22 protein-coding genes are annotated in these 22,149 nt (G+C 60.4%); 20 read left to right on the top strand and 2 right to left on the bottom strand.

The window, feature by feature from the left end:
• A partial coding sequence (locus tag WCL58_RS16495; protein WP_336851380.1) for an aldo/keto reductase occupies nucleotides 1-620 on the top strand: 620 nt, incomplete at its 5' end.
• A 50-nt stretch (nucleotides 621-670) separates the two neighbouring features.
• Here the strand turns inward: WCL58_RS16495 and rsmC are convergent.
• Complete coding sequence (gene rsmC, locus WCL58_RS16490; RefSeq protein WP_087762945.1) at nucleotides 671-1,711, bottom strand: 16S rRNA (guanine(1207)-N(2))-methyltransferase RsmC; 1,041 nt, start codon at nucleotides 1,709-1,711, stop codon at nucleotides 671-673.
• Nucleotides 1,712-1,857: 146 nt separating this feature from the next.
• Here rsmC and WCL58_RS16485 point away from each other — a divergent pair, with 146 nt between their 5' ends.
• The 15 genes from WCL58_RS16485 to deoD all read left to right on the top strand — a co-directional run bounded on the left by WCL58_RS16485 (nucleotide 1,858) and on the right by deoD (nucleotide 15,888).
• Nucleotides 1,858-2,295, top strand: a complete 438-nt coding sequence (locus tag WCL58_RS16485) for a DNA polymerase III subunit psi (protein ID WP_049198060.1) — start codon at nucleotides 1,858-1,860, stop codon at nucleotides 2,293-2,295.
• The gene (gene rimI, locus WCL58_RS16480) at nucleotides 2,240-2,683 is read left to right on the top strand and encodes a ribosomal protein S18-alanine N-acetyltransferase (protein WP_336851379.1); all 444 of its coding nucleotides are present in this window, start codon (nucleotides 2,240-2,242) and stop codon (nucleotides 2,681-2,683) included. The genes WCL58_RS16485 and rimI overlap by 56 nt, the downstream gene beginning before the upstream one ends.
• Before the next feature lie 154 nt (nucleotides 2,684-2,837).
• Nucleotides 2,838-3,143 carry a helix-turn-helix domain-containing protein gene (locus WCL58_RS16475; RefSeq protein ID WP_185742328.1) on the top strand — a complete coding sequence of 102 codons (306 nt, stop codon included), beginning with the start codon at nucleotides 2,838-2,840 and terminating at the stop codon, nucleotides 3,141-3,143.
• Between the two features lie 3 nt (nucleotides 3,144-3,146).
• Nucleotides 3,147-4,412 (top strand): type II toxin-antitoxin system HipA family toxin, encoded by a 1,266-nt coding sequence (locus tag WCL58_RS16470; RefSeq protein WP_336851378.1) that lies wholly within the window; start codon nucleotides 3,147-3,149, stop codon nucleotides 4,410-4,412.
• A 146-nt stretch (nucleotides 4,413-4,558) separates the two neighbouring features.
• On the top strand, nucleotides 4,559-6,148 hold the full coding sequence (prfC, locus tag WCL58_RS16465) for a peptide chain release factor 3 (RefSeq protein ID WP_038878480.1): 1,590 nt from the start codon (nucleotides 4,559-4,561) through the stop codon (nucleotides 6,146-6,148).
• A gap of 517 nt (nucleotides 6,149-6,665) precedes the next feature.
• Nucleotides 6,666-7,280: a molecular chaperone OsmY gene (gene osmY / locus WCL58_RS16460; RefSeq protein ID WP_087762942.1), complete on the top strand. Its 615-nt coding sequence runs from the start codon at nucleotides 6,666-6,668 to the stop codon at nucleotides 7,278-7,280.
• A gap of 161 nt (nucleotides 7,281-7,441) precedes the next feature.
• Entirely contained in the window at nucleotides 7,442-7,603 is a 162-nt protein-coding gene (locus WCL58_RS16455) for a DUF1328 domain-containing protein (protein WP_004857650.1), read from the top strand.
• A 68-nt stretch (nucleotides 7,604-7,671) separates the two neighbouring features.
• Nucleotides 7,672-7,857: a CsbD family protein gene (locus WCL58_RS16450; RefSeq protein WP_147839718.1), complete on the top strand. Its 186-nt coding sequence runs from the start codon at nucleotides 7,672-7,674 to the stop codon at nucleotides 7,855-7,857.
• A gap of 10 nt (nucleotides 7,858-7,867) precedes the next feature.
• On the top strand, nucleotides 7,868-8,986 hold the full coding sequence (locus WCL58_RS16445) for a patatin-like phospholipase family protein (RefSeq protein WP_197802336.1): 1,119 nt from the start codon (nucleotides 7,868-7,870) through the stop codon (nucleotides 8,984-8,986).
• Nucleotides 8,983-9,765 carry a TatD family hydrolase gene (locus WCL58_RS16440; RefSeq protein WP_142109244.1) on the top strand — a complete coding sequence of 261 codons (783 nt, stop codon included), beginning with the start codon at nucleotides 8,983-8,985 and terminating at the stop codon, nucleotides 9,763-9,765. Before WCL58_RS16445 ends, WCL58_RS16440 begins: the two co-directional genes overlap by 4 nt.
• A gap of 184 nt (nucleotides 9,766-9,949) precedes the next feature.
• Entirely contained in the window at nucleotides 9,950-11,227 is a 1,278-nt protein-coding gene (locus WCL58_RS16435; protein ID WP_038881921.1) for a NupC/NupG family nucleoside CNT transporter, read from the top strand.
• 370 nt (nucleotides 11,228-11,597) lie between these two features.
• Nucleotides 11,598-12,377 (top strand): deoxyribose-phosphate aldolase, encoded by a 780-nt coding sequence (gene deoC / locus WCL58_RS16430; RefSeq protein WP_004933072.1) that lies wholly within the window; start codon nucleotides 11,598-11,600, stop codon nucleotides 12,375-12,377.
• 66 nt (nucleotides 12,378-12,443) lie between these two features.
• Nucleotides 12,444-13,766, top strand: coding sequence for a thymidine phosphorylase (gene deoA / locus WCL58_RS16425; protein ID WP_336851377.1), 1,323 nt, complete (start codon nucleotides 12,444-12,446; stop codon nucleotides 13,764-13,766).
• Nucleotides 13,767-13,836: 70 nt separating this feature from the next.
• Entirely contained in the window at nucleotides 13,837-15,060 is a 1,224-nt protein-coding gene (gene deoB / locus WCL58_RS16420) for a phosphopentomutase (protein WP_049198074.1), read from the top strand.
• A gap of 96 nt (nucleotides 15,061-15,156) precedes the next feature.
• Complete coding sequence (gene deoD / locus WCL58_RS16415; protein ID WP_336851376.1) at nucleotides 15,157-15,888, top strand: purine-nucleoside phosphorylase; 732 nt, start codon at nucleotides 15,157-15,159, stop codon at nucleotides 15,886-15,888.
• A 169-nt stretch (nucleotides 15,889-16,057) separates the two neighbouring features.
• On the opposite strand, the gene WCL58_RS16410 is transcribed toward deoD, so the two are convergent.
• A complete protein-coding gene (locus tag WCL58_RS16410; protein ID WP_336851375.1) occupies nucleotides 16,058-16,741 on the bottom strand; it encodes a YtjB family periplasmic protein in 684 nt (227 codons plus the stop codon).
• Between the two features lie 110 nt (nucleotides 16,742-16,851).
• On the opposite strand from WCL58_RS16410, the gene serB reads away from it, so the two are divergent.
• From serB to WCL58_RS16390, 4 genes are all read left to right on the top strand, one after another.
• A complete protein-coding gene (gene serB, locus WCL58_RS16405; RefSeq protein WP_016929162.1) occupies nucleotides 16,852-17,829 on the top strand; it encodes a phosphoserine phosphatase in 978 nt (325 codons plus the stop codon).
• Between the two features lie 19 nt (nucleotides 17,830-17,848).
• Nucleotides 17,849-19,234 carry a DNA repair protein RadA gene (gene radA / locus WCL58_RS16400; RefSeq protein WP_025159617.1) on the top strand — a complete coding sequence of 462 codons (1,386 nt, stop codon included), beginning with the start codon at nucleotides 17,849-17,851 and terminating at the stop codon, nucleotides 19,232-19,234.
• Between the two features lie 58 nt (nucleotides 19,235-19,292).
• Nucleotides 19,293-20,564 (top strand): multifunctional transcriptional regulator/nicotinamide-nucleotide adenylyltransferase/ribosylnicotinamide kinase NadR, encoded by a 1,272-nt coding sequence (gene nadR / locus WCL58_RS16395; protein ID WP_336851374.1) that lies wholly within the window; start codon nucleotides 19,293-19,295, stop codon nucleotides 20,562-20,564.
• A gap of 133 nt (nucleotides 20,565-20,697) precedes the next feature.
• Nucleotides 20,698-22,131 (top strand): glycosyltransferase family 39 protein, encoded by a 1,434-nt coding sequence (locus tag WCL58_RS16390; protein WP_141957928.1) that lies wholly within the window; start codon nucleotides 20,698-20,700, stop codon nucleotides 22,129-22,131.
• The last annotated feature ends 18 nt before the right edge of the window (nucleotides 22,132-22,149 follow it).

Genomic DNA, 22,149 nt, shown 5'->3' with positions numbered 1-22,149 from the left:
AGCATCGGGTCGATCCGCAGGTGCCGATCGAAGACGTCGTGGGCACGATGGCGGATCTGATCCGCGAAGGCAAGATCCGCCATATCGGCCTGAGCGAGGCGTCGGTCGCCACGCTGGAGCGGGCGCACAAGGTGCATCCGATCACGGCGTTGCAGACCGAGTATTCGCTGTGGACGCGCGATGCTGAACAGGGCGTACTGGCCGCCTGTGAGCGCCTGGGGATCGGCTTTGTGCCTTACAGCCCGTTAGGGCGCGGTTTCCTTACCGGCGCTATCCGGCGGCCGGAGGATCTGGCCGAGGACGATTTCCGCCGCGGCAACCCGCGCTTCCAGGGCGAAAACTTCGCCCGCAACCTGGCGCTGGTGGAGAAGGTGGGGGAGCTGGCGGCGCAGAAGGGCGTCAAGCCTTCACAGCTGGCGCTGGCCTGGGTGTTGGCGCAGGGCGAGCACATCGTGCCGATCCCCGGCACCAAACGCCGTCGCTATCTGGAAGAGAACGTCGCGGCGGCGGAGATAACGCTGAGCGCGGCCGAACTGGCGGCGATCGAAGCGGTGTTTCCGCTGAGTGCAGCGGCCGGCGATCGCTACGGCGCCGAGTCGATGGCCTATATCAACGGCTAAAAAAAAGCGCGGCCTCAGGCCGCGCTCTGTCGTTTTCCGCCAACGGCGAATTATTTCTTCTTCGGCGCGCGCGGTGGGCGGCCGACGGTGGCCTGATACACTTTGAAGCGGCCGTTCTGCGCCAGCACTTCGTGGCTGCCGAAGGTGGCGTCCAGAATGTCCGGGTACGGCAGGAAGGCGTTGGCGACGATGCGCAGCTGGCCGCCGATCGGCAGGTGTTTCACCGCGCCGCGGATCAGGGTTTCAGCGGCGGTCAGGCTGGTCTGCAGCCCGTCGTGGAACGGCGGGTTGGAGATGATCATGTCGAAACGGCCGGTGATGTCGGAGTAAACGTTGCTGACGATCACTTCGCCTTCGATGCCGTTGGCGGCCAGCGTCGCGCGGCTGGATTCCACCGCGGCGGCGTTGACGTCGCTGAGGGTCAGTTTCACCTTCGGCGACAGCTTGGCCATCACCGAGGCCATCACGCCGGCGCCGCAGCCGATGTCCAGCACCTTGCCTTTCATGTGTTTTTCCAGCGTCGACAGCAGCAGCGAGCTGCCGACGTCCAGGCCGTCGCGGCTGAACACGCCCGGCAGCGTTTTCACTTCCAGATCGTGCAGCTGATAGCTGTCCCACCAGTCGTTCAGGTCGAATTCGGTCTGCGCGTCCAGACGGCCGTGATACAGGCCGCAGCGGCGCGCGCTGTCGATTTTCACCAGCGCAACGTGGCCTTCCAGCGTTGGCTCGGCGCTGCGCACGCCGCTGCGGTTTTCACCGACCACGAACACGTCTACGCCCACCGGCAGCAGCGCCAGGATGTTGCACAGCTGGAATTGCGCTTCCTGCTTGCTCTTCGGCCAGTAGTAAACCAGCGTATCGCAGTTGGCGACGAAAGCGGGATCGATGGTCAAACCGAACTGCACGTTATCGCCCATCGTCCGGTTCAGTAACTGCCAGTGATGGTATTGCTGAGTGTGGACGCGCACGTCCGCGGCCTCGAATTGGGCCGGCAGGCTGTCCTGCAGGTCGCCGGCAAACAGCACGCGGCGTTCGATAAATTCATCACTGTGGCGCAGCATGACTTCACTGGCGGGGGTTAATGCAGACATCAGATATTGGCTCCTGGAAATGAGACCGGGGATTATAGAGCTTTGTGGCGATATGTTCGACGGGTTTGTTGGCGCGGGCTGCGCGGGTTTGTTAGCATAGCGCGGCGCATGGCAGGCATGGCGCACCACAACGGGTAGGAATCGGCATGGCATCAAAACGCGACTGGCTGTTACAACAACTGGGTATTACGCAGTGGACATTGCGCCGCCCGAGCGTGTTGCAGGGCGAAGTGGCGGTCAGTCTGCCGCCCGAGGCGCGCCTGCTGGTGGTGGCGCAGACGCTGCCCGCGCCCGACGATCCGCTGTTTTGCGACGTGCTGCGCAGCCTGGGGCTGACGCCGGCGCAAACCTACAGCCTGACGCCGGAACAGGCGGCGATGCTGCCTGAAGAGACCGCATGCAACAGTTGGCGGCTGGGCGTGGCGGAACCGCTTGCGGTCGCCGGCGCGCAGCTACACAGCCCGGCGCTGGCCGAGCTTTCCCAAGACGCGGGGGCCAAACGCGCCCTCTGGCAGCAGATTTGTCATCATGAACACGATTTCTACCCTGACGGCGGCCGATCTGGCCACGGCCTTCACCATTGAGCAAGCCAGCCACGCTTTTCCCTGGACGGAAACCACCTTCGCCAGCAATCAGGGCGATCGCTACCTTAACCTGAAGCTGAGCGCCGACGGGGCGATGGCGGGGTTCACCATCACGCAGATCGTGCTGGACGAAGCCACGCTGTTCAACATCGCCATTCATCCGCAGTACCAGCGCCGGGGCTTTGGCCGCCTGCTGCTCAACGCGGTGATCGAACAGCTGGAGAGCCGCGGCGTAGTCACGCTGTGGCTGGAGGTGCGCGCTTCCAACCAGGCGGCGATTGCACTGTATGAAGATCTCGGTTTCAACGAGGTCACCGTGCGCCGCAATTATTACCCGAGCGCCCACGGCCGCGAAGACGCGATCGTGATGGCGCTGCCGCTGGCGTAATCTAAAACATCCTGTTTATTGTTTGCATTCCCTTTTACAACCAAAAAGTTGTTTCTTCATTAATTTACATCAAAAAAGTTGTTTTTCACTGTCTCGACAACTAATTTGTTGTTTATTGCTGGTGAGACAATCAATGCGTTGTTTGGAGGCGCGGATGAGAAAATTATCCGAAGTATCAGCGTTGCTGAAAGAAAAACGCAGTGAGTTGGGTTGGAGTCAAAAAGACTTTTTAATGAAGATTGGCATGACCCAACAGCAATATCAGCGTATTGAAGCGGGGAGCGATATGCGGGTAAGCACGTTGCTACGCATATTGGCGGCGATGAATTTGGAATATGTCATCGTGCCAAAAAAGTCTGCCCGTGATGTGGAGTGCCTGCTGCAACAGGAAGTGAGTAGCGCACCGGAAGTCGGTAAGCCGCAGGGTTTTGAAAAAAAACTGAAAGATCTCGAGGACTAGCTGATGAAAGGGCTGCGACAGGTTGAATCGGTACAGGCATTAGCCTTGATATTGCATGGCGTGCGTGTTGGCGTGCTGGCGCATTACAGCGGCGGCAGAAACATCCTGACGTTTGATCCACACTACCTCGCTTTGCCGGAGCGTGTTCGTCCTTTGTTTACGCTCAGGCAGAAGGCGCACGTGGGGTATCTTGAGCAAGTTTTACAGTCATCGCAGCGTCTGCCGCCCGTTTTATCCAACTTGTTACCCGAAGGCGCACTGCGCGCTTGGGTGGCTCAGTCATTGAAAGCCCATGTGAATGAGGAGTTTCCTTTAATTGCCTGGGCCGGTGGAAACTTGCCGGGAGCGCTTGAAGCACGGTCGCTGGCTGCCAGTGACATACCCGCCTGGGCGTTAACGTCGCGCGGCGAGTTGGAAGCCGTGCAAATTGATGTTGGGATGGAGGCGCAAAAGTTTTCTCTGGCAGGGGTACAAATGAAATTTTCCTCTGTGCGTAAAGAGGGCCGCTTCAACATTTCTTCTCAGGTGGGCGCTGATAGCTGGATCATTAAAACGCCTTCAACGGTTCATCGTCATCTCCCTGAAAATGAATATACGGCAATGCGTTTGGCGCAAGCCATCGGCGTGGATATTCCTGATATTGAGCTGGTTGAACTGACAAGACTTGAACACTTGCCTGATATTCGCTTGGCGGATGAACCCTATGCTTATGCCATCCGTCGTTTTGACCGCAGCGAAAGCGGGCGAGTGCATGCAGAAGATTTTGCCCAGATATTCGAGATTTACGCGCACGATAAATACCGCGGCAAAAATTACGATCAAATAGCGGCTTATCTCTATGAGTATGGCAGTGAATCTTTAGCGGATGTGCAGCAAATGGCGCGCCGTCTGTTGGCGAATATTTTGCTCGCCAATGGCGATGCGCACGTAAAAAATTGGTCCATGTTCTATCCAAACCAGACTGATATTCGGCTTTCTCCCGCTTATGACATCGTCACTACGTTGGCTTATATTCCTGGTGAGTCTGAGGCTGCGCTCAATATGGCGAAGGAAAAGCGCTGGGATAGGATCTCAATGCAAACCTTCGAGCGCTGGGCTGAGCGGGTCGATATTCCCTGGTCTGTGATACGGGTGCACCTGGTGGATGCCATCGACAAGGCGCGAAATTTGTGGCCGGCCTTATTGGAAGAGCTGCCGATGGCGGACGATCACAAATCGGTATTGCGCCGGCATTGGGCCGCTTTGTCTCCCGATTTCCGCCTGCGTTAGCGGGAAATTGGATCCATTGATTGTCACCGGTTGGCAAATCGGCGAAAATGCCCGGCTGTTATCTTTTATTCACCGCTTTGCCCGGCGCCGCGATCGGCGCGTTCTGATGATGTCGCAGGGCGGACTAACCGTAGAACCTGAAAACCATGTCTCCTAGTGAATTTGCCCGCGAAGTCTCCAAAAGAAGAACTTTCGCCATCATCTCGCACCCCGATGCCGGTAAAACCACCATTACCGAAAAAGTGCTGCTGTTCGGACAGGCGATCCAGACCGCCGGTACGGTAAAAGGCCGCGGCTCCAGCCAGCACGCCAAATCCGACTGGATGGAAATGGAAAAGCAGCGTGGGATCTCGATCACCACCTCCGTGATGCAGTTCCCGTACCGCGACAGCCTGGTTAACCTGCTGGATACCCCGGGGCACGAAGACTTCTCCGAAGATACTTACCGTACCCTGACCGCCGTCGACTGCTGTCTGATGGTGATCGACGCCGCCAAGGGCGTTGAGGATCGTACCCGTAAGCTGATGGAAGTCACCCGTCTGCGCGACACGCCGATCCTGACCTTCATGAACAAACTGGACCGCGACATCCGCGATCCGATGGAAGTGATGGATGAAGTCGAGCGCGAACTGAAGATCGCCTGCTCGCCTATCACCTGGCCGATCGGCTGCGGCAAGCTGTTCAAGGGCGTTTACCACCTGTACAAGGATGAAACCTACCTGTATCAGACCGGTAAAGGCCACACCATCCAGGAAGTGCGCATCGTCAAAGGCCTGGACAACCCGGAGCTGGATGCGGCGGTGGGCGAAGATCTGGCGGCGCAGCTGCGCGATGAGCTGGAGCTGGTGCAGGGCGCTTCCCACGAGTTCGATCAGGAGGCTTTCCTGAGCGGCGAGCTGACCCCGGTGTTCTTCGGTACCGCACTCGGTAACTTCGGCGTGGATCACATGCTGGACGGTCTGGTGGCCTGGGCGCCGGCGCCGATGCCGCGCAAAACCGACACCCGCGAAGTGACGGCGGCGGAAGAGAAATTCACCGGCTTCGTCTTCAAGATCCAGGCCAACATGGATCCGAAACACCGCGACCGCGTGGCCTTTATGCGCGTGGTTTCCGGCCGCTACGAGAAGGGCATGAAGCTGCGCCAGGTGCGCACCGGCAAAGACGTGGTGATCTCCGACGCGCTGACCTTTATGGCCGGCGACCGTTCGCACGTGGAAGAAGCCTACCCGGGCGACATCATCGGCCTGCACAACCACGGCACCATTCAGATCGGCGATACCTTCACCCAGGGTGAAGACATGAAGTTCACCGGTATTCCGAACTTCGCGCCGGAGCTGTTCCGCCGCATTCGCCTGCGCGATCCGCTGAAGCAGAAACAGCTGCTGAAGGGGCTGGTGCAGCTGTCCGAAGAGGGCGCGGTACAGGTGTTCCGTCCGATCGCCAACAACGATCTGATCGTCGGCGCGGTCGGTGTGCTGCAGTTCGACGTGGTGGTGGCGCGTTTGAAGAGCGAGTACAACGTGGAAGCGCTGTACGAATCGGTCAACGTGTCGACCGCGCGCTGGGTCGAGTGCGACGACGTGAAGAAGTTCGAAGAGTTCAAGCGCAAGAACGAGATCAACCTGGCGCTGGACGGCGGGGACAACCTGTCCTACATCGCGCCGACCATGGTGAACCTCAACCTGACGCAGGAACGCTATCCTGACGTGACCTTCCGCAAAACCCGCGAACACTGATCGCTCGGCAGGGCGCCCAGTGCGCCCTGCACGCTTCTCCTATCCTCACTGCGCTAATTAATAAATCTTCCTCATATTTTATCCTGCGAACCGCTATCGCCAGGCGATGTTCGTACGGCCTGCGTTTTCCGTCTGATGGTCTATCTTTAACGAGATGTCCGCACATTGCTTGAGAGTAAATCACTGTAATACGCTATTTGTTTGGTGAGTTATTCTGATGTGTTGCCGATAGGAGACAGTCAGTGTCTTTAAATATCAATGAGATAGCCATATTTCAGTTTTGTGTAACTTAGCCTGTCGTCAATAGACGACAGTTTTTTGATTAAAAATCCGACTGAAAGATTTTTATCTTTGATAATTAAGGTATTTTTTGAGTTGGCACGGCCGTTGCAACACTCCTGTCGTGAACGCTTAATCGTATAGCGATGATGAAGTATTTACCGAGAAGGCCGCGTGAAGGTGGCCGCAGGGTTCCGGCGCTTTGGCGTCGAGAGCCCCCAACAAAAGGAAGAGATCGATGAAAAAGACCAAATTTGCACACTCGCTGATGGCTGTCGTATTGGGTTCTGCTTTGGTAAGCGGCAGTGCGCTGGCCGAAGACAGTCTGCTTAACAAGGCGTCTAACGCCGCGGATAGTGCCGGTGCCAAAATCGATAGCTCCATGAAAAAAGTTGACGGTTACATGGATGACAGCGCGATAACGGCTAAAGTTAAAAGTGCGTTGGTGGAAGATAAGACCATCAAAAGTTCTGACATTTCGGTGAAAACCGAAAAAGGCACCGTGATCCTGAGTGGGTTCGTCGGCAGCCAGGCGCAGGCGGAGCATGCGGTCGCGGTCGCCGGTAAGGTGGAAGGCGTCAAGACCGTCAGCGACAAGCTGCACGTGAAAGATGAAGCCAACCAGTCGATCAAATCGTATGCCGGCGACACCGCCACTACCAGCGAGCTGAAAGCCAAGCTGCTGGCCGATGACATCGTGCCGTCGCGCAATGTGAAAGTGGAAACCACCGATGGTGTGGTGCAGCTTTCCGGTGAGGTGAAAACGCAGGCGCAGTCTGAGCGTGCGGAAAGCATCGCCAAGGCCATCGACGGCGTGAAAAGCGTGAAAAACGACCTGGTGGTCAAGCAGTAATTCCGCTAGGCGCCCGTAACAAGCAACAACAAGCCGCATCTGTCGGGCCGTGAAGGCGGCCCGGCATGTAACACCAAAAAAAGAAACTGATTTGCCGTCGACGTCCCGTTGTCGGGGTGGTAGATGGCAGCGAATTTTTTCACAATGGTAAGGAGAAGCTTATGTTTCGTTGGGGCATTATCTTTTTAGTCATCGCGCTTATCGCTGCGGCGCTGGGGTTCGGTTCGTTGGCGGGCACCGCTGCCTGGGCGGCTAAAATCGTGTTCGTTGTCGGCATCATCCTGTTCCTGGTCAGCCTGTTCACCGGCCGCCGTCGCCCTTAGCCGGCGGGCATTTTCCCGTAAACTGTAACAAAGCTTAACTCCTTTTCTCACGTCGGGGAGGGCCGGCCATGAACAGCGACATCATCGTCGGGCGCTGGAAACAGCTGAAAGGCCAGGTATGGCAGGCGTGGGCAGAATGGTCAGGCAGCGATTATGCCTGGCTGACCGGCAGCAACGATTTCCTCGCCGGCGTACTGCAAGAGGATTACGGAAGAGAGCGAGACGCGGTATCCTCGGAGAAAACGTCTCACTGAGGATGCCAAGTTGGGATACAGAATACCCATCACGCTCGGCAATATAGAACCGCTGGCGTCTAAACCCTTTCGGCCAGGCAAGATGGCGCTGGTCTGCGAAGGCGGCGGCCAGCGCGGCATTTTCACCGCCGGCGTGCTGGACGAGTTTCAGCGTGCGGGCTTTAACCCTTTCGATCTGCTGATCGGCACGTCGGCCGGTGCCCAGAATCTCTCCGCCTATATCTGCGGGCAGGTGGGTTACGCACGTCGAGTGATCACCCGTTACACCACTTCTGCCCAGTTCTTCAATCCGCTGCGCTTCGTGCGCGGCGGGCATCTCATCGATCTCGATTGGCTGGTCGATACGGCGGCGGCGCAGATGCCGTTGGCGATGGACGTGGCGGAACAGCACTTTACCGACGGGCGCGAGTTCCTGCTGTGCGCCTGCCGCAGCGATGACTTTGAGCCGACCTACCTGCCGGCGCAGCGCGAACGCTGGCTGCCGGCCATTAAGGCCTCCAGCGCCATTCCCGGTTTTTATCGCCAGGGCGTGGAGCTGGACGGCGTCAGCTATCAGGACGGCGGCATCAGCGATGCGATCCCGGTGGAAGAGGCCTATCGTCGCGGCGCCGACACCATCGTGGTGATCCGCACCGTGCCCTCGCAGATGTACTACACCCCGCAGTGGATGAAGCGCATGGAGCACTGGCTGAGCGACAGCAGCCTGCAGCAGATGGTGCGTATCCTGCAGCATCATGAGCAAAGCTATCACCGCATCCAGCGCTTTATCGAGAAGCCGCCGGGCAAGCTGCGCATCTTCGAAATCTTTCCGCCGAAGCCGCTGGCCAGCAATGCGCTGGGCAGCCGACTGGGGGCGCTCAATCAGGATTATCACCTGGGGCGCCGCTGCGGCCGTTACTTCCTGGCCACCGTCGGCCAGTGGATGGCGCAGCCGGAGCCGGACGGCATGAAGGTGAAAAAAGCGCTGTCGCGCCGCCTGATCCAGCCGGAGAACGTCAGAATGCCTTCGCCGATCGTGACCGATATCGTCATGCCGTCCGAGCTGGGCGCGCAGCCGGAGGCCGCGGTAGCGGCGCCGAAGATCATTCTGCCGGGTGATTTGCCGCCGGGTGAAGGGGGGGCGCTGTGAGTTACGCCTTTACCGATACTCACTGCCATTTCGATTTTCCGCCCTTTACCGGGCATGAGGCCGAGAGCCTGACGCGGGCGGCAAGCGCCGGCGTGCAGCGCATCATCGTCCCGACGGTCACCGCCGATCGCTTTGCCCGGGTGCTGCGACTGGCGCAAGATCATGCGCCGCTGTTCGCCGCGCTGGGGCTGCACCCGCTGTATATCGCGCAGCATCATGAGCCGCAGTTGGAGCAGCTGGCAACGCTGCTGGCCGAACGGCCGCGCAAGCTGGTGGCGGTGGGGGAGATCGGGCTCGATCTGTATATGGACAACCCGCAGTTCGAGCGCCAGCAAAGCGTGCTGCTGGCCCAGTTGAAGCTGGCGAAACAGCATGACCTGCCGGTGATCCTCCATTCGCGCCGCACCCACGATCAGCTGGCCGCGGCGCTGCGGCGCATGCAGTTGCCGCGTCGCGGCGTGGTGCACGGCTTCGCCGGCAGCCTGTCGCAGGCGCAGGCCTTTATCCGCCTCGGCTATTACATCGGCGTGGGCGGCACCATCACCTATGAGCGGGCGCAGAAAACGCGCGGCGTGATGGCGCAGCTGCCGCTCGAGGCGCTGCTGCTGGAGACCGATGCGCCGGACATGCCGCTGGCCGGCTATCAGGGGCAGCCGAATCGCCCCGAACGCGCCGCCGAGGTGTTTCAAACGCTGTGCGAGCTGCGGCCGGAACCGGCCGACGAGATCGCCGCCCACCTGCAACGCAATACTCAGGCACTGTTCGCCATGCCGGATTGATGGGTTTATAACGTGACTTGCGTCACGTTATAAGATTTTCATTTGCGTCTCGTTGTATACATTTGTGACATAAATCGGTGCGAGGGTGACCTCGCTCAGTATAATCCCCCCCGAAACACTCCAATAGCAGACCTCTCTTCATGAGCAGGGATGTACTTTATTTTTTGCAACAGGGAAACTTTGCATGCAACTCATCATGAGTCTGGTCGGTATGGCGGTGCTGATCGCCATTGCGGTGCTGCTCTCCAGCAACCGCCGGGCCATTAAACTGCGCACCGTCGTGTGGGCGTTCATCATCCAGATCGGCATCGGCGCGCTGGTGCTGTATGTGCCGCTGGGCCGCAGCATCCTCGGCAGTATGTCTAACGGCGTGGCAAACGTTATCGCCTACGGCAATCAGGGCATTTCGTTCATCTTCGGCGGGCTGGTGTCCGACAAGATGTTCGAGGTGTTCGGCGGCGGCGGCTTCGTGTTCGCGCTGCGTGTTCTGCCGGTGATCGTGTTCTTCTCCTCGCTGATTGCGGTGCTGTACTACCTCGGCATCATGCAGTTGGTGATCCGCGTGCTGGGCGGCGGCCTGCACAAGCTGCTGGGCACCTCGCGCACCGAATCGCTGTCGGCGACCGCCAACATTTTCGTTGGCCAGACCGAAGCGCCGCTGGTGGTGCGCCCGTATATCGCCACCATGAGCCAGTCAGAGCTGTTCGCCGTGATGTGCGGCGGCCTGGCCTCGGTAGCCGGTTCGGTGCTGGCAGGGTACGCGCAGATGGGCGTGCCGCTGGAATACCTGATTGCCGCGTCCTTCATGGCCGCGCCGGGCGGGCTGCTGTTCGCCAAGCTGATGGTGCCGGAAACCGAGCAGACCCACGATAAAGACGATGCGATGAAGCTGATCGCCGAAGAAGATCGTCCGGCCAACGTGATCGACGCGGCGGCTTCCGGCGCGGCTTCCGGCATGCAGCTGGCGCTGAACGTCGGTGCGATGCTGCTGGCGTTTATCGCGCTGATCGCCTTGCTTAACGGCATTCTCGGCGGTATCGGCGGCTGGTTCGATTATCCGCAGCTGTCGCTTGAACTGATCCTCGGCTGGGTGTTCTCGCCGATCGCCTTCCTGATCGGCGTGCCGTGGAGCGAGGCGATGACCGCCGGTTCGTTTATCGGCCAGAAGATCATCGTCAACGAGTTCGTCGCCTACATGAACTTCGGCGCCTATCTGCGTCCGGACGACGTGGTGGCTGCGGAAGGCCTGCAGGTGCTGTCGGCCCATACCAAGGCGATCATCTCCTTCGCGCTGTGCGGCTTCGCCAACCTCTCCTCGGTGGCGATCCTGCTGGGCGGTCTGGGCAGCATGGCGCCCAACCGTCGCCACGACATCGCGCGTTTCGGTCTGAAGGCCGTGGCGGCGGGCACGCTGTCCAACCTGATGAGCGCCACCATCGCCGGTTTCTTCCTGGCGCTGTAAGCCATCCCGGAGCCCGCGACGGCGCGACCGATCGCGGGACTCCGCCTATACTCTAAGCAACGCGGGTGCTTGCCGCACCCGCGATCTTCAGCCGCTTCTTTAGCGAATTTGTGAACGATATCGCGTTATTTTGTGATGCTCTTCACATATAATTCCGGTCTGTTACAGTGCTATTTCATATAGTGTGACGATGAACGCGAATCGCCCTTGGCATTCGTGTTCAAATAGCTATTACTGGCCGGCCGCAAGGCGGGTGGCCATGTGCGGTGAGAAGGATCTCAGTTGCCGCCGAGGGAACGCCGTTCCCCTGCGCTATCTTCATGGAACCAAGTCCGCTCGCCAACACCCAGGTACTCAGTTGGAGAGTTTTATGACCGAATTAACCGCAGCAGCGCAACGTGCGCTGAACCTGATGGATTTAACCACGCTGAATGATGATGACACCGACGAGAAAGTGATCGCCCTCTGTCGTCAGGCCAACAGCCCGGCCGGCCACACGGCGGCCATCTGCATCTACCCGCGTTTTATCCCGGTAGCGCGCAAGGCGCTGCGTGAGCAAGGCACGCCGGATATCCGTATCGCCACCGTGACCAACTTCCCGCATGGCAACGACGATATCGACATCGCGCTGGCGGAAACCCGCGCGGCCATCGCCTATGGCGCGGATGAAGTGGACGTGGTGTTCCCTTACCGCGCGCTGATCGCCGGCAACGAACAGGTCGGCTTCGAGCTGGTGAAACAGTGCAAGCAGGCTTGTCAGGCGGCCAACGTGCTGCTGAAAGTGATCATCGAAACCGGTGAGCTGAAGCAGGCCGACCTGATCCGCAAGGCGTCCGAAATCGCCATCAAGGCCGGGGCGGACTTTATCAAGACCTCCACCGGCAAGGTGCCGGTCAACGCCACGCTGGAAAGCGCCGAGCTGATGATGTCGGTGATCCGCGATCTGGGCGTGGCGAAGACGGTGGGCTTCAAGCCGGCCGGCGGCGTGCGCACCGCAGAGGATGCGCTGCATTATCTGCAACTTGCCGATCGTATTCTGGGCGAAGGCTGGGCCGATGCGCGGCATTTCCGCTTTGGCGCTTCCAGCCTGCTGGCCAGCTTGCTGACCGCGCTGGGCCACCAGACCCAGACCGCCGGCGGCGGCTACTGATCGATTTCGTTGGCGGGCGCCAGGCGCGCCCGTCTGCACCGACTCTCGGCGACACAGGGGGATGCCTTGTTCCTGGCTCAAGAAATTATTCGTAAAAAACGCGACGGCCAGCCGTTAAGCGAAGCGGAAATCCGCTTTTTCATCAACGGCATTCGCGACAACGTGGTGTCGGAAGGGCAGATCGCCGCGCTGGCGATGACCATTTATTTCCATGACATGAGCATGCCGGAGCGCGTGGCGCTTACCATGGCGATGCGCGATTCCGGCACCGTGCTGGATTGGAAGAGTCTGGCGCTGAACGGCCCGATCGTCGACAAGCATTCGACCGGCGGCGTGGGCGACGTGACCTCGCTGATGCTTGGCCCGATGGTGGCGGCCTGCGGCGGCTATGTGCCGATGATCTCCGGCCGCGGCCTGGGGCATACCGGCGGCACGCTGGACAAGCTGGAAGCCATTCCGGGCTTCAATATTTTCCCGGACGATAATGCCTTCCGCAAAATCATTCAGGACGTCGGCGTGGCGATCATCGGCCAGACCAGCTCGCTGGCGCCGGCGGACAAACGTTTCTATGCCACCCGCGACATTACCGCTACCGTGGATTCGATCCCGCTGATCACCGCCTCCATTCTGGCCAAGAAGCTGGCGGAAGGGCTGGATGCGCTGGTGATGGACGTGAAGGTCGGCTCCGGTGCCTTTATGCCGACCTATGCGCTGTCGCAAGACTTGGCGCAGGCGATCGTCGGCGTGGCCAACGGCGCGGGCTGCAAGACCACCGCGCTGCTGACCGACATGAACCAGGTGCTGGCCTCCAGCGCCGGCAACGCGGTGGAAGTGCGCGAAGCGGTGCGCTTCCTGACCGGCGAATACCGCAACCCGCGCCTGCTGGAAGTGACGCTGGCGCTGTGCGTGGAAATGCTGCTGTCCGGCGGCCTGGCGCAAGACGAGGCCGACGCGCGCGCCAAACTGCAGGCGGTGCTGGACAACGGCAAGGCGGCGGAGGTGTTTGGCCGCATGGTGGCGGCGCAGCAGGGGCCGATAGACTTCGTCGAACGCTACGATAGCTATCTGCCGGCGGCAACGCTGAGCAAGCCGGTGTATGCTGAAAAGCCGGGCATCATCAGCGCCATGGATACCCGCGCGCTGGGCATGGCGGTGGTTTCGCTGGGCGGCGGCCGTCGCCGGGCGAGCGACGCCATCGACTACAGCGTTGGTCTGACCGAGGTGGCGCGCCTGGGCGATAAAGTGGATGCCCAGCAGCCGTTGGCGATGATCCACGCCAACGATGAAGAGAGCTGGCAGCAGGCGGCCGATGCGGTGCGCAGCGCAATGACGCTGAGCGACAAGGCGCCGGAAGCGACGCCGGTGGTGTGTAAGCGTATCACGGAATAACCCAAGAATCAGGAACGGCCGCGGCTTTTTCGCGGCCGTCCAAAGCGTGAGAACACGCAGGAGAGTACAGATGAAACGCACATTTATTATGGTATTGGACTCCTTCGGCATCGGTGCCAGCGAAGACGCCGAACGTTTTGGCGACCAGGGTTCCGACACCCTGGGCCACATCGCCGAGGTTTGCGCGCGCGGTGAGGCCAACGTGGGCCGCCAGGGGCCGCTGACGCTGCCTAACCTGAGCCGTCTGGGCCTCGGTAAAGCGGCGGAAGAGTCCACCGGCAACTTCCCGCAGGGGCTGGATCGCAACGCCGACATCATCGGCGCTTACGCTTACGCCAGCGAGCTCTCTTCCGGTAAAGACACGCCGTCGGGCCACTGGGAAATCGCCGGTGTGCCGGTGCTGTTCGACTGGGGCTACTTCACGGACGAGCACAACAGCTTCCCGCAGGCGCTTCTGGACAAACTGGTCGAGCGCGCCAAGCTGCCGGGTTACCTGGGCAACTGCCACTCATCCGGCACCGTGATCCTCGATCAGCTGGGCGAAGAGCACATGAAAACCGGCAAGCCGATTTTCTACACCTCCGCCGACTCGGTGTTCCAGATCGCCTGCCATGAAGAAACCTTCGGCCTGGATCGCCTGTATGAGCTGTGCGAAATTGCGCGTGAAGAGCTGACCGAAGGCGGCTACAACATCGGCCGCGTGATCGCGCGTCCGTTCGTCGGCGACAAGCCGGGCCACTTCCAGCGCACCGGCAACCGTCACGATCTGGCGGTAGAGCCGCCGGCGCCGACCGTGCTGAAAAAGCTGGTGGACGAGAAAGGCGGTGAAGTGGTGTCGATCGGTAAAATCGCCGACATCTACGCCAACGTCGGCATCACCAAGAAGGTGAAGGCGACCGGCATCGACGCGCTGTTCGACGCGACCCTGATCGAAATGGAAAAGGCCGGCGACAACACCATCGTGTTCACCAACTTCGTGGACTTTGACTCCTCCTATGGCCACCGCCGCGACGTGGCGGGCTACGCTGCCGCGCTGGAGCTGTTCGACCGCCGCCTGCCGGAGCTGCTGAAGCTGGTGAAAGACGAAGACATCATCATCTTCACCGCCGACCACGGCTGCGACCCGACCTGGCCGGGCACCGACCACACCCGCGAACACATCCCGGTGCTGGTTTACGGCCCGAAAGTGAAGCCGGGCTCGCTGGGCCACCGCGAGACCTTCGCCGACATCGGCCAGACCGTCGCCAATTACTTTGGCCTGTCGCCGATGGATTACGGTAAGAGCATGTTTTAATTCGTGAGTCTCAGACGGCGGCGCAGCTGGCCGCCGTCTGACATGCCACGGTTTATACGTTTAACGCTATTTAATACGATTTAAAGGAAGAAAATTATGGCTACGCCGCACATTAATGCTGAGATGGGTGATTTCGCTGACGTAGTACTGATGCCGGGCGATCCGCTGCGTGCAAAATACATCGCCGAAACTTTCCTGGAAGGCGCGGTGGAAGTGAACAACGTGCGCGGCATGTTGGGCTTCACCGGCACCTACAAAGGCCGCCGCATCTCCGTAATGGGCCACGGCATGGGCATCCCGTCCTGCTCCATCTATGCGCGCGAGCTGATCGCCGAATTCGGCGTGAAGAAGATCATTCGCGTGGGCTCCTGCGGCGCGGTGCGTGACGATATCAAACTGCGTGACGTGGTGATCGGCATGGGCGCGTGCACCGACTCCAAGGTGAACCGTCTGCGCTTCAAGGACAACGACTACGCGGCGATCGCCGACTTCGACATGGTGCGCAACGCGGTCGACGCGGCGGCGGCGCAGGGCATCCCGGCGCGCGTGGGCAACATCTTCTCCGCCGATCTGTTCTACACGCCGGATCCGGACATGTTCCAGGTGATGAAGAAGTACGGCATCCTGGGCGTGGAAATGGAAGCGGCCGGCATCTACGGCATGGCGGCGGAGCTGTACGAAGAGTTCGGCTGCAAGGCGCTGACCATCTGCACCGTGTCCGACCACATCCTGCGTCACGAAGCGACCACGGCGGCGGAACGCCAGACCACCTTTAACGAAATGATCGTTATCGCGCTGGAATCCGTGCTGCTGGGCGACAAAGCGTAATACCCCGGCGGGCGTCATCATGGAGCCCGCCCGTCAATCTATTCATTCCGCTTGGCCAGTTTTGGCTAACGCTTTACCTTTCAATTGGTTGTGGATCCCGTTGTTACGGACAATCTATTCACCGAAAGGACAAGAAAACGGCACGAGCGCATTCAGCGCCCAGCCTGACTTACCCCTTCTTCGGCGCTTCCTGTTTTTTCTCCGGCGCATCCTCTTCGTCGTCTTCCACCGTATTGCCTTCTGCCAACGGCGTGTTGGCGGTCAACAGGTACGGTGACTGCTGCCAGCGGCTGCGGCGGTGTTGCAGCAGGGTGCGCGCCAGAATGATGCCGATCGCCAGCGCCAGCAGGATCATCAGGCGCAGCAGGTTGGTGGTGTTGTCCACCTGCTTGGATTCGGTCGCCAATACGTGGGTGTCGAGGGTGATGCGGATAAAGCCGATCGGGCCGTCTTTGCCCTGAATGGATTCGACCAACTGGTGGTTGAAGTAGCTGCCGGCGCGTTTGCCGTCGAGCGACAGGCGATCGCGTATACTTATCTGTTCCCCGGCGTGAGAGACCAACGTGCCGTCCAGCTGATACACGCTGACGTCGAGAATGCGGCTGTGATCGGTGAGCTGCTTGAGGATGGCGTCGATGCGCGGGGTGTTGCCGTCGTCGTCCAGTAGCGTCGCCAGGCTGTAGGCGACCTGTTTGGTCAGCGTCTGCGCCAGTTCTTCAACCTGCTCGGATCGCGCCATTTGGTGACTCAGGCTAAAATAAGAGGCGCCCTGCATCAGCAGCACCAGCAAAGCCAGGCAAATCAGGATAATAGCGGTGCGGTGCAGGCGAAATTTCAGTTTAGCGCGAGCCATGCAGGTTCCTTGGGCATCGGGGACACTTTATGTTGCCAGAACCGCTGGCGATAGGATAGCTTGATGCGTCGTTTTATCATGCAGCGTTTTTGTCCATTCAGGAGTCAATGATGTCAAACAGTCTGACCTATTGCGATCTTCCGGCGGAGATCTCTCAATGGCCGGGTCTTCCCCTTTCGCTCAGCGGCGACGAAGTGATGCCGCTGGACTACCGGGCGGGCAATACCGGGTGGCTGTTATACGGCAGAAAGCTGGACAAGGCGCGCATTACGCAATTCCAACGTAAGCTCGGCGCGGCGATGGTGATCGTCACCGCCTGGGGCGTGGACGACTATCAGGTGGTGCGGTTGGCGGGCACGTTGACGCCGCGCGCCAAGCTGTTGGCGGCGGAGAGCGGGCTGGACGTGGCGCCGCTCGGCAAGATCCCACACCTGCGCACGCCGGGGCTGCTGGTGATGGACATGGATTCGACGGCGATCGAGATCGAGTGCATCGACGAGATCGCCAAGCTGGCGGGCGTCGGCGAGCAGGTGGCGGAAGTCACCGAGCGCGCGATGCGCGGCGAGCTGGACTTTACCGCCAGCCTGCGCCAGCGCGTCGGCACGCTGAAAGGGGCCGACGCCAACATCCTCAAGCAGGTGCGCGACGAGCTGCCGCTGATGCCGGGGCTGACCAGCCTGGTGGGCAAGCTGCAGGCGATGGGCTGGCATGTGGCGATCGCCTCCGGCGGCTTCACCTACTATGCCGAATACCTGCGCAACCGGCTGCGGCTGGTGGCGGCAGCGGCCAATGAGCTGGAGATCCGCGACGGCAAGCTGACCGGCGAAGTGCTGGGGCCGGTGGTGGACGCACAGTTCAAAGCCGACACGCTGCTGCGGCTGGCGGAAAAGCTTGAGATCCCGCTGGCGCAGACCGTGGCCATCGGCGACGGCGCCAACGATTTGAAAATGATGCAGGCGGCGGGGTTGGGCATCGCCTACCACGCCAAACCGAAAGTGTATGAAAAAGCGCAGGTGGCGATCCGGCATGCGGATCTGATGGGCGTGCTGTGTATTCTCACCGGCAGCCTGAAACACGAAGTGCGATAACGAAAGATTGAGGTAAGACGTGGCAAAAGCGGCAAAACGGGCATTTGTGTGCAATGAGTGCGGGGCGGACTATCCGCGTTGGCAGGGGCAGTGCAGCGCCTGTCATGCCTGGAACACCATCACGGAAGTGCGTTTGGCCGCGTCGCCCGCAGCGGCGCGCAACGATCGCCTCAGCGGTTATGCCGGCGACGCCGGCGTCAGCAAGGTACAGAAGCTGTCGGAAATCAGCCTTGAGGCGCTGCCGCGCTTCACCACCGGCTTTCTCGAGTTCGACCGCGTGCTGGGCGGCGGCGTGGTGCCCGGCAGCGCCATTCTGATCGGCGGCAACCCCGGCGCCGGCAAGAGCACCCTGTTGCTGCAGGTGCTGTGCAAACTGTCCGAACAGATGAAAACCCTGTACGTCACCGGCGAGGAGTCGCTGCAGCAGGTGGCGATGCGCGCTCACCGTCTGGGGCTGCCGACCGGCGGCCTGAACATGCTGTCGGAAACCAGCATCGAGCAGATCTGCCTGATCGCCGAGCAGGAGCAGCCGAAGCTGATGGTGATCGACTCGATCCAGGTGATGCACATGGCGGACATTCAGTCTTCGCCGGGCAGCGTGGCGCAGGTGCGGGAAACCGCCGCCTATCTGACGCGCTTCGCCAAGACGCGCGGCGTGGCGATCGTCATGGTCGGCCACGTCACCAAAGACGGCTCGCTGGCCGGGCCGAAAGTGCTGGAACACTGTATCGACTGTTCGGTGCTGCTGGATGGCGACGCCGATTCCCGCTTCCGCACCCTGCGCAGTCACAAGAACCGCTTCGGCGCGGTCAACGAGCTGGGCGTGTTTGCCATGACCGAACAGGGGCTGCGCGAAGTCAGCAACCCTTCGGCGATCTTCCTCAGCCGCGGCGACGAAGTCACCTCCGGTAGCTCGGTGATGGTGGTGTGGGAAGGTACCCGGCCGCTGCTGGTGGAGATCCAGGCGCTGGTGGATCACTCGATGATGTCCAACCCGCGCCGCGTGGCGGTGGGCCTGGAGCAGAACCGGTTGGCGATCCTGCTGGCGGTGCTGCACCGGCACGGCGGGCTGCAGATGTCGGATCAGGACGTGTTCGTCAACGTGGTCGGCGGGGTAAAGGTCAGCGAGACCAGCGCCGATCTGGCGCTGCTGATGTCGTTGGTTTCGAGCCTGCGCGATCGGCCGCTGCCGAACGATCTGGTGGTGTTCGGCGAAGTGGGGTTGGCGGGGGAGATTCGCCCGGTGCCGAGCGGCCAGGAGCGCATCTCCGAAGCGGCCAAGCACGGCTTCAAGCGCGCCATCGTGCCGCACGGCAACATGCCGAAGAAGCCGCCGGCCAACATGCAGGTGTTCGGGGTCAAGAAGCTGGCGGACGCGCTGGACGTGCTGGAAGAGTTTTATTAATGTCGCCGACGGCGAGAAAGATATGCTATTTTGTTTAGCATACTAAACGGAGGTGGCCATGCCGCAATTTGATTACCTGAAGACGTCCATTAAGCAAAAGGGCTGTACTTTGCAGCAGGTGGCGGATGCCAGCGGCATGACCAAAGGCTATCTCAGCCAGCTGTTGAACGACAAGATCAAAAGCCCGAGTGCGCAAAAGCTCGAGGCGCTGCACCGTTTTCTCGGGCTGGAGTTCCCGCGTAAAGAGGTTAAAGTCGGCGTGGTGTTTGGTAAATTTTACCCGCTGCACACCGGCCACATCTACCTGATCCAGCGCGCCTGCAGCCAGGTGGACGAGCTGCACGTTATCTTGTGCCATGACGAGCCGCGCGATCGCGAGCTGTTCGAGAACAGTTCGATGTCGCAACAGCCGACGGTCAGCGATCGCCTGCGCTGGCTGCTGCAGACCTTCAAGTACCAGAAAAACATCCATATCCACTCGTTCGACGAGCGGGGCATCGAACCCTATCCGCACGGCTGGAACGTGTGGAGCGACGGCATGAAGGCCTTTATGGAACAGAAGGGCATCGTGCCGAGCTTCATCTATTCCAGCGAAGCGCAGGATGCGCCGCGCTACCGCGAGCATCTGGGCATCGAAACCATTTTGGTCGACCCCGAGCGTTCGTTCATGAACATCAGCGGCAATCAGATCCGCCAGGATCCGTTCCGCTATTGGGACTACATCCCGACCGAGGTGAAGCCGTTCTTCGTGCGCACCGTAGCGATCCTCGGCGGCGAATCGAGCGGCAAGTCGACGTTGGTCAACAAGTTGGCCAACATCTTCAACACCACCAGCGCCTGGGAATATGGCCGCGATTACGTGTTTTCGCACCTGGGCGGCGACGAGATGGCGCTGCAGTATTCCGACTACGACAAAATTGCCCTCGGGCAGGCGCAATACGTGGATTTCGCGGTCAAGTACGCCAACAAGGTGGCGTTTATCGATACCGATTTCGTGACTACGCAGGCGTTTTGCAAAAAGTACGAAGGGCGTGAACACCCCTTCGTGCAGGCGCTGATCGACGAATACCGTTTCGATCTGGTGATCCTGCTGGAAAACAACACGCCGTGGGTGGCGGACGGCCTGCGCAGCCTCGGCAGCACCGCCGATCGCCTGGCGTTCCAGCGCCTGCTGGAGGAGATGCTGCGTGCCAACAACATCGAGTACGTGCACGTTGAGTCCAGCGATTACGAAGAGCGTTTTCTGCGCTGCGTCGAGCTGGTGCAACAGCTGCTGGCGGCGGACGCCGGCCGGTTGAGCGCGCCCGCCCATCGTCACGCGGCAGGCTGAGTAAAATTAGCGTAATGTGCGATCGAGGCGGCAGAAACGCCACCCAGGTGCACATTTAACGGCTTGTTTAAACATGGTTCATTCGACAGCGACTAAGTTAAGATTTTCTTTACAATAACGCTTAGAAGAAGACATGTCTTATCGCTTACTCGCTCTCTGGTTGGTCTGCTATGCCGCAGCCTGGACGCTGCTGACTGTTCATCTCGATCCTACCCTGCCTTACGACGCCGTCGAGGCGCTCAACTGGGGCCTCAACGGCGAGTGGGGCTCACCGAAAAATCCGTGGCTGGTCGGTGCGGCGATGCATCCGGCGATCTGGCTGTCGTGGCTGCCGCTGAACGTTTACTGGTATGGCGGGCACTTCATCGCCATCGCCATCGGCATGTTGGGCGTCTGGCTGTTGGCGCGGCGTCTGAGCGGCAGCACCTTGCTGGCCTGGATGGCGCTGCTGACGCTCAACCTGTCCGGCATCATTAATTTCGACATTATTCCCTACAACGACAACTACCTGTTGGTGATGCTGTGGCCGTGGATGGCGCTGTTCTTCCACATGGCGATCTCGCGTTCGGCCAACTGGTGGCCGGCCTTCGCATTGGTGGCCGGTCTGGCGATGATGGCGAAATACTCGACCTTCGCCTTCGTCTATTTCGTGGCGCTGTCGACGCTGTTCGTACCGCAGGTCCGCCGCTGCTATCGGCAGCCGCAGTTCTATCTGGCGGTGGCGATCTGGCTGGCGTTGGTGTTGCCGAACGTGTTCTGGCTGTGGAACCACGACTTTGCCGCCTTCAAATGGGTGGATTCGCAGATCAAGATGCAGCTCAACCTCGACATGCTGCAGTCGCTGCTGCTGGTGTTCTATCCGTCGCTGGTGCTGTGGGCGATCCTGCGGCGCAGCGGGGCGGTGCTGGCCTGGCCATCGGCGTTGCCGATGCGGGTGCTGTTGTGGATCTATCTGTTGCCGCTCGGCATTATCACTTTCTGGTTCTCCTTCAACGTCGGCGGCCGGTTGACCGAGTGGCTGCAGCCGTTCTTCATGCTGGCGCCCGCGCTGCTGGTCGGCTGCGTGCGTCAGCCGCCGGTGCGTTCACTGCGCGCGGCGACCCTCGGGCTGATGTGCGCAGCGCTGGCGGTCTATCTGGGATATGCCGCAGTGATGCTGGGCAACGTGCGCAACGCCGGCCAGAAAATGGTGGGTATCAAGGCGTTCAGCGCCGGGGTGGAGCGGCAGTGGCAGGAGCGGTATGGCGTCGATCTACGCTACGTTGGCGGCGAATACCTGTCGCAGTGGATGACGGTGTACGCCGGTTCCCGGCCGCAGACCATTACGCGCTGGTCCAATCATACGCGCCCGAATATCTACAACGTCAACATCAGCTATCCGCAGATTGCGCAGCACGGCGTCGCCCTGTTCGGCCGGTTGGGCGAAGACTGCGCGCACAGCGACTTCGGCGGTGAGTTGGCCCACTGGCCGAAGATGCGCCTCGATTGGCAGCAGACGCTGACGTTCCGCGCCGATCCGCATGCCGACGAGCAGACGCTGTGCGTCGGCTTCGTCCGCCCGCAGTAACGGCGGCGCAGGGCGCCG

This window comes from Serratia sp. TMDUHS_CL (assembly GCF_037137105.1).
GTDB lineage: Bacteria > Pseudomonadota > Gammaproteobacteria > Enterobacterales > Enterobacteriaceae > Serratia > Serratia nevei.
The sequence above is the reverse complement of the archived record's forward strand: the minus strand, read 5'-3'. Positions and strand labels throughout refer to the sequence as shown.

Excerpts from the sequence above, each read along its gene's own strand:
- rsmC (WP_087762945.1), bottom strand. The coding sequence starts at position 1,711 with ATGTCTGCATTAACCCCCGCCAGTGAAGTCATGCTGCGCCACAGTGAT.
- WCL58_RS16485 (WP_049198060.1), top strand. The coding sequence starts at position 1,858 with ATGGCATCAAAACGCGACTGGCTGTTACAACAACTGGGTATTACGCAG.
- rimI (WP_336851379.1), top strand. The coding sequence starts at position 2,240 with ATGAACACGATTTCTACCCTGACGGCGGCCGATCTGGCCACGGCCTTC.
- WCL58_RS16475 (WP_185742328.1), top strand. The coding sequence starts at position 2,838 with ATGAGAAAATTATCCGAAGTATCAGCGTTGCTGAAAGAAAAACGCAGT.
- WCL58_RS16470 (WP_336851378.1), top strand. The coding sequence starts at position 3,147 with ATGAAAGGGCTGCGACAGGTTGAATCGGTACAGGCATTAGCCTTGATA.
- prfC (WP_038878480.1), top strand. The coding sequence starts at position 4,559 with ATGTCTCCTAGTGAATTTGCCCGCGAAGTCTCCAAAAGAAGAACTTTC.
- osmY (WP_087762942.1), top strand. The coding sequence starts at position 6,666 with ATGAAAAAGACCAAATTTGCACACTCGCTGATGGCTGTCGTATTGGGT.
- WCL58_RS16455 (WP_004857650.1), top strand. The coding sequence starts at position 7,442 with ATGTTTCGTTGGGGCATTATCTTTTTAGTCATCGCGCTTATCGCTGCG.
- WCL58_RS16450 (WP_147839718.1), top strand. The coding sequence starts at position 7,672 with ATGAACAGCGACATCATCGTCGGGCGCTGGAAACAGCTGAAAGGCCAG.
- WCL58_RS16435 (WP_038881921.1), top strand. The coding sequence starts at position 9,950 with ATGCAACTCATCATGAGTCTGGTCGGTATGGCGGTGCTGATCGCCATT.
- deoC (WP_004933072.1), top strand. The coding sequence starts at position 11,598 with ATGACCGAATTAACCGCAGCAGCGCAACGTGCGCTGAACCTGATGGAT.
- deoB (WP_049198074.1), top strand. The coding sequence starts at position 13,837 with ATGAAACGCACATTTATTATGGTATTGGACTCCTTCGGCATCGGTGCC.
- deoD (WP_336851376.1), top strand. The coding sequence starts at position 15,157 with ATGGCTACGCCGCACATTAATGCTGAGATGGGTGATTTCGCTGACGTA.
- WCL58_RS16410 (WP_336851375.1), bottom strand. The coding sequence starts at position 16,741 with ATGGCTCGCGCTAAACTGAAATTTCGCCTGCACCGCACCGCTATTATC.
- serB (WP_016929162.1), top strand. The coding sequence starts at position 16,852 with ATGTCAAACAGTCTGACCTATTGCGATCTTCCGGCGGAGATCTCTCAA.
- nadR (WP_336851374.1), top strand. The coding sequence starts at position 19,293 with ATGCCGCAATTTGATTACCTGAAGACGTCCATTAAGCAAAAGGGCTGT.
- WCL58_RS16390 (WP_141957928.1), top strand. The coding sequence starts at position 20,698 with ATGTCTTATCGCTTACTCGCTCTCTGGTTGGTCTGCTATGCCGCAGCC.